We start from the raw sequence: 5963 nt of genomic DNA on the forward strand, positions 1-5963 counted from the left end.
GTGCCCCCGTACGGCCCCCACCCATCAGCGGCTCTCCCGTTCAGCATGACCGCTTCCGCAGCTCATGACTGTCACGGAAGTGATTTGAGGGGTGTACAGCACGCGACACGACCGTCATGATCTGATGTGTACCGCTACCGGTAGGTGACCGGTGTCCGTTCACCCCCGCGACGGCCGACGGCCGGCCGGGCGGCGGGATGTGGTTCTCAAACCGGGGAGGGGTTGGGCCGTGGAGGTTCGCCTGCCGGAGCCGGGAGATGCGCTCACGGGTGTCGAGATGTTCGCGGGGCTGGAGCCGGAGGTGCGCCAGCGGGTGATCGCCGCAGCGGTCCCCCGGACGTACCGGAAGGGCCAGTTGCTCTTCGTGGAGAACGACCCCGGCGAGTCCCTCATCGTGCTGCGCCGGGGCGCGGTGGCGGTGTTCCGGACGGCTCCGACCGGTGAACGCGCGGTGTTGTCGGTCATCCGACCGCCCGATGTGCTCGGTGAGGTGTCGCTGCTCGACGCGTCCACCCGGTCCGCGTCGGCGGAGGCCATCGAGGACTGCACCGCGCTGGCGCTGTCCCGGGGCGCGTTCATGGAGCTGGTGCACTCGAACCCGCGCATCCTCGACGCGGTGATGCGGTCGCTCGGCGGGCTGATCCGCCGGCTCACCGAGCAGAACGCCGACCACGTCTTCCTCGACCTGCCCGGTCGGGTGGCCAAGACCCTGGTCCGGCTCGCCGGGGAGAGTCACGCACCGATGATCACCATCGAGTTGAACCAGAGCCAGCTCGCGGAGATGGCCGGCGGTTCACGGCAGAGCGTCAACCAGGCGATCGGCTCGTTCGCCAGCCGGGGCTGGCTGCGTACCGAGGGACGGCGGATCGTGGTGACCGACGTGGCCGCGCTGCGCCGCCGGGCGGGCATGAACGACCGCTGACCCGGACCGGCACCACGAAGAACGTCCCGCAGGCCGGGCGGCCTGCGGGACGGATGCGGTGCGGCGATCAGGGGGTGGTGCTGGTCGGCCCCGCCCAGTCGGTGCCGTCCTGGCCGCCGGTCGGGCCGGCCCAGTCGGTGCCCTCGCCGACGATGCCCTGCGCCTGCAGCTGCGCGAGCGTCGCGGCGTCCACGTCGACCATCTCCCCGGCCGCGTGGTCGACCCCGTCAGCGTCGGTCCACTCCCCGTCCAGCCGAACGTAAACCATGGCTGCGTCTCCCTAAGGTGATCATTCACTTGGTTGCCTGACTGTAGCTTCCGGCTGCCCCGATCAACCGGCCGAACGAGTGTCCGTTAGCCAACAGCCCGGTTCCCGACAGTGTGCGCTGATGGCGATACTCGGACCTGGTGACTGCCAGGTCGCCCGCATCCGATCCAATGGCATCCACCGGCGCCGCGTCGGCCCGCCGGTCCGCGAGAGCAGGAGGACGGCATTCGCGCTCCCTGTGCCCAGTGCGGCCGGAACCCGGCTCCCGACGACCGCTTCTGTGGCGGCTGCGGGACGGAGCTGGCGGCGGCCTGCCCGCACTGCGGCTACCCGCTCACCGCCGACGCCGCGTTCTGCACCTCGTGCGGCAAACCACGCGCCGCGGGAGCCCCACCGGCCGCCACGCCCCAGGAGGACCGACGTCGGGTCAGTGTGCTCTTCGTCGACCTGATCGACTTCACGCCGTACGTGGAACGGGCCGACCCGGAGCTGGTCCGGGGCATGCAGACCGGCTTCTTCTCCGCCGCCCGCCGGGTCGTCGGGCAGTACGGCGGGGTGGTGGAGAAGTACATCGGGGACGCGGTGATGGCGTTGTTCGGTGCGCCGGTGGCCACCGAGACCGACGCGTTGCGCTGTGTCCGGGCCGGTCTGGAGCTGCAACGGGTGCTGACCCGGTTCGCCCCCACCGGCGCCGACCAGCTCCGGTTCCGGGTCGGGGTGGCCACCGGGGAGGCACTGGTGGACGTGGCCGCCGCCCGCGACGGCGGGCAGGCGATCGTCGCCGGTGACGTGGTGAACACCGCCTCCCGGATGCAGTCGGTGGCGCCGCCCGGCGGGGTGCTGGTGTGCGGCAACACGTACGCACTGACGAAGAACGCGATCCGGTACGACGAGCAGCCGCCGGTGACCCTGCGCGGGCGTTCGTCGCCGACGGAGGTGTGGCTGGCCCGGGAACCGGTGCAGGCGCAGTACCCGGACCGGGAGTCCGACGCGACCCCGCTGATCGACCGGGAACACGAGCTGGGCCTGCTGGTCAACGCCCTGCACCGGACGATCCGGGAGCAGGTGCCGCAGGTGGTGACCCTGTTCGGGCGGGCCGGGATCGGCAAGTCCCGGCTGGTGCGGGAGCTGTACCGGCACACCGAGCGGCTGGTCGACGACCCGTTGACCTGGCGGACCGGCCGGTGCCCGCCGTTCGGGGAGAACGTGACGTTCGCGGCGCTGGCCGACATCGTCAAGGCCGAGGCGGGCATCCTGGACACCGACCCGGCGAGCGTGGCGGTGGACCGGCTGGCGGCGGCGGTCGGTGGCCTGGTCGGCCCGGCCGAGACGGGTCGGCTGGTGGACACGCTGCGTCCGCTGATCGGGTTGGCGGGTACCCCGTTGCCGCCGGAGGAGACCGAGTCGGCGTGGCGGCGGTTCCTGGTGGCGTTGGCCGCCCGGCGGCCGACCGTGCTGGTCTTCGAGGACCTGCACTGGGCCGACGAGGCGATGCTGCGTTTCGTGGAGCTGCTCGGGGCGTCGGCCCGGGACGTGCCGCTGCTGGTGCTCTGCACCGCGCGCCCCGAGCTGGTGGACCGGGACCCGAGCTGGGCGGGGACGATGACCGGCTCGTTGACCATCACCCTGCCGCCGTTGCGCAACACCGGCATCGCCTCGCTCTACCAGCACATGTTCGGCGCGGCGGCGTTCCCGTCGGAGATGCTGGCGCCGCTGGTCGAGGTGGCCGACGGCAATCCGCTCTACGCGCACGAGTACGTGCGGATGCTGATCGAGCAGGGTGCGCTGCGCCAGTCGGGGCGGGGCTGGTCGCTGGAGAAGCAGAGCGACCTGCCCATGCCGGACAGCGTGCACGCGGTCATCGCCAACCGGGTCGACCTGCTCGACGCCTCCGACCGCACCGTGCTGCTGGCCGCGTCGGTGGTGGGGATGCAGTTCTGGCCGGGGGCGGTGGCCGCCGCGCTGGGCCGCCCGGTCGAGTCGGTGGAGCGGGCACTGCGCCGGTTGGAGCAGCGGGACTTCGTCCACGAGCAGCGCTCGTCGGTGATGGCCGGGCAGCCGGAGTACCGGTTCCGGCACATCCTGGTCCGCGACGTCTGCTACCAGCGGCTGCCGCGTACCGAGCGGGTGGCCCGGCACGAGCGGACCGCCGACTGGCTCGACGCGCTGTCCCGGGGGCGGGACACCGACCTGGCCGAGGTGCTGGCCCACCACCGCTGGGCGGCGCACGAGATCGCCCGCACCCTCGGGGTGGACACCGGGCAGTACGCCCCGGCGGCCCGGGAGGCGCTGCACCGGGCGGCCCGGCGGGCGTACGCGCTGCACGCGCTGGACGCGGCGGCCAGTCACGCCGGGCGGGCGCTGTCGCTGGCCGACGACGCCGACGACCCGCTGGGCCGGTTGCAGCTGGAGCTGCTGAGCACGGAGATCTCGTTCCACCGGGACGGGCCGGCTTTCCTCTCCGGGGGCGGTACCGGGCAGTTGACGACGCTGGCCGACCGGCTGCTGGCGCACGACGACCGGGCCTGCGCGGCGCGGGCGTGGACGCTGCTCGGTCAGGCGGCCTGGCTGCGGGCCGACCGGGACACCGCACTGGCCTGCCTGGACCGGGCGGTGACACTCTTCGACGGGCTGCCGGACACCCAGCCGAAGGCCGACGCGTACGCGGAGCTGGGCCGGCTGCACATGCTCAACTACGAGCGGGACGCGGCCATCGCGGCGGCCGGTACGGCGGGCGCGATCGCACAGCGGCTCGGGCTGGTGGAGACGCAGACCCACGCCCGGATCACCGTGGCGGCGGCCCGCTACCAGGCCGGCGACCGGGGTGGCCTGGACGAGCTGCACGCGGCCACCGAGTTCTGCCGGATCCACCAGCTCTTCGCGCTGCCCCGCGCGGTGCAGAACCTCGCCTACGCGCTGCGCGAGGAGGGCGACTGGATCCGCTCGCGGGAGCTGCTCGGCACGGTGGAGGGTGGCACCGCGCTGACCACCGGGTACTCGAACGAGGCGATGCGCGCCTACTTCGACGGGGACTTCGGCCAACTGCTGGCCGCCGCCGACGCCTTCGTCGACACCCCGAGCGGCCGGTGGGACATGCAGGTCCGGGGGCTGCGGGCCTGCCTGCGGGTGCTGCGCGACGAGCCGGTACCGGGGGTCGCCGACGAGCCCGCCGACGGGCGGGACGACGTGACCGAGGCGCTGGAGACCGCCCGGCGCAGCGGATTCCACCGGGTGCACTGGACGATGGTGGGACTGGCCGCGTTCTGCCGGGCGTTGCAGGGCCGGTACGCCGAGGCCGACGAACTCCTCGACGAGTTGGCCGCCTCCTGGTCCGGGGTACCCGCCCTGGCCAGCGGCGAGTGGGTCAGCGCGACCGCGTACGCCGCCGCCCTGACCGGCCGGGACGCGGCCGTGCGGGTGCGCGGCATGCTGGACCGGGTCGGACACCGCACCATCTGGGCCGACGCGGCGATGCAGACCGTCACCGCCGCGCTGGCCGGCGCCGACGGCGACCACGACCGGGCCGCCCAGTTGCACGCCGCCGCCGCCAAGCTGTACGCCCAGATCCCGGACACCACCGACCAGATGCTGGCGCTGGCCATGGCCGCCGGGGAACTGGCCCGGGCGGGTGCGGTCACCGCCGCCGGGCAGGCGGTGGCCGAGGTCCGCGCCTTCGCCGACCGCAACCGGGCCCCGGGGCTGCTGCTCCTGGCGGGGGCCGCCGGCTGAGCACAGCCGGCGGCCCCGGCCCGACTGCGGGCGGCGGTCAGGCGGCGAGCCGGCCGGCGGCGACCGCCGGGGCCGGTTCCCCGGGCTGCTGGTTCTTGACCTTCTGGGCGTACATGTCGACGTACTCGCGGCCGGAGAGTTCCATCAGCTCGTACATGATCTCGTCGGTGACCGCCCGTTCGACGAACCGGTCCCCGGCGAGGCCGGCGTACCGGGAGAAGTCCAGCGGGGCGCCGAACCGGATGCGGACCCGCTTGACCTTCGGGATCAGCTTGCCGGGCGGCTGGATCTCGTCGGCGTTGAGCATCACCACCGGGATGACCGGGGCGCCACTGACCAGGGCCAGTCGGGCCACGCCGGTCTTGCCCCGGTAGAGCCGCCCGTCCGGGGAGCGGGTGCCCTCCGGGTAGATGCCGGCAAGGTTACCGGCCCGGAGCACCTCCAGTTGCGTGTCGAGAGCGGCCTGCGCGGCCCGTCCCCCGGAGCGGTCGACCGGGATCGTCCCGGTACCCACGAAGAACTGCCGGATCAGCCAGCCCTTGAGTCCGCGCCCGGTGAAGTACTCGGCTTTGGCAACGAATGTCACTTTTCGCTTGACGATCAACGGCATGAAGATCGAATCCGAGAAGGACAGGTGGTTGCTGGCCAGGATGGCGGCGCCCGAGTCGGGGACGTGCTCCCTCCCCTCGACCTGCGGTCGGAAGATCAGCCTCAGCCAGGGGCCGAGGATGATGTACTTCATCAGCCAGTACAGCACCGGTGTCCTTCCCGAGAGGTGCCCACGTTCCCGCCGGCCGGCGGTCCGGGCCAGGTCACGAGCCCGGGGGACCGACGACCCGACGCGGACGGACGGGCGGAACTGTCGGCAATGAGCCTACGAACCGGGTACGCCGCGCCACAACGCACTCCCGGAACCGGGCACCCTCGTGTCACGATTCATGCACGGCGTACGGGTGACGTCCGGTCGCCCCCACGCCGGCCGCGTGGTGCCACGTCGCGGCGACCGGTCACCGTCGGCGAGTTGGCTGAGGTAGTCCCGGGCGG

General features: G+C 73.0%; 4 protein-coding genes. 2 read left to right on the forward strand and 2 right to left on the reverse strand.

Going from position 1 to position 5963, the window contains the following annotated elements; genetic code table 11:
* Positions 1–229: 229 nt before the first annotated feature.
* Positions 230–922: a Crp/Fnr family transcriptional regulator gene (locus tag GSF22_RS29455; protein WP_208817180.1), complete on the forward strand. Its 693-nt coding sequence runs from the start codon at positions 230–232 to the stop codon at positions 920–922.
* 67 nt (positions 923–989) lie between these two features.
* Here the strand turns inward: GSF22_RS29455 and GSF22_RS29460 are convergent, their stop codons facing one another.
* A complete protein-coding gene (locus tag GSF22_RS29460; protein ID WP_208817181.1) occupies positions 990–1190 on the reverse strand; it encodes a hypothetical protein in 201 nt (66 codons plus the stop codon).
* Between the two features lie 225 nt (positions 1191–1415).
* Here GSF22_RS29460 and GSF22_RS29465 point away from each other — a divergent pair, with 225 nt between their 5' ends.
* A complete protein-coding gene (locus tag GSF22_RS29465) occupies positions 1416–4919 on the forward strand; it encodes an ATP-binding protein (RefSeq protein ID WP_208817183.1) in 3504 nt (1167 codons plus the stop codon).
* 37 nt (positions 4920–4956) lie between these two features.
* Here the strand turns inward: GSF22_RS29465 and GSF22_RS29470 are convergent, their stop codons facing one another.
* Complete coding sequence (locus GSF22_RS29470) at positions 4957–5676, reverse strand: lysophospholipid acyltransferase family protein (protein WP_208817182.1); 720 nt, start codon at positions 5674–5676, stop codon at positions 4957–4959.
* Between the last annotated feature and the right edge of the window lie 287 nt (positions 5677–5963).

The organism is Micromonospora echinofusca (assembly GCF_017614955.1).
Lineage (GTDB): Bacteria > Actinomycetota > Actinomycetes > Mycobacteriales > Micromonosporaceae > Micromonospora > Micromonospora echinofusca_A.

What these genes read in the sequence shown, in the direction of transcription:
- GSF22_RS29460 (WP_208817181.1), bottom strand. Translation starts at nt 1,190, where the DNA reads ATGGTTTACGTTCGGCTGGACGGGGAGTGGACCGACGCTGACGGGGTC.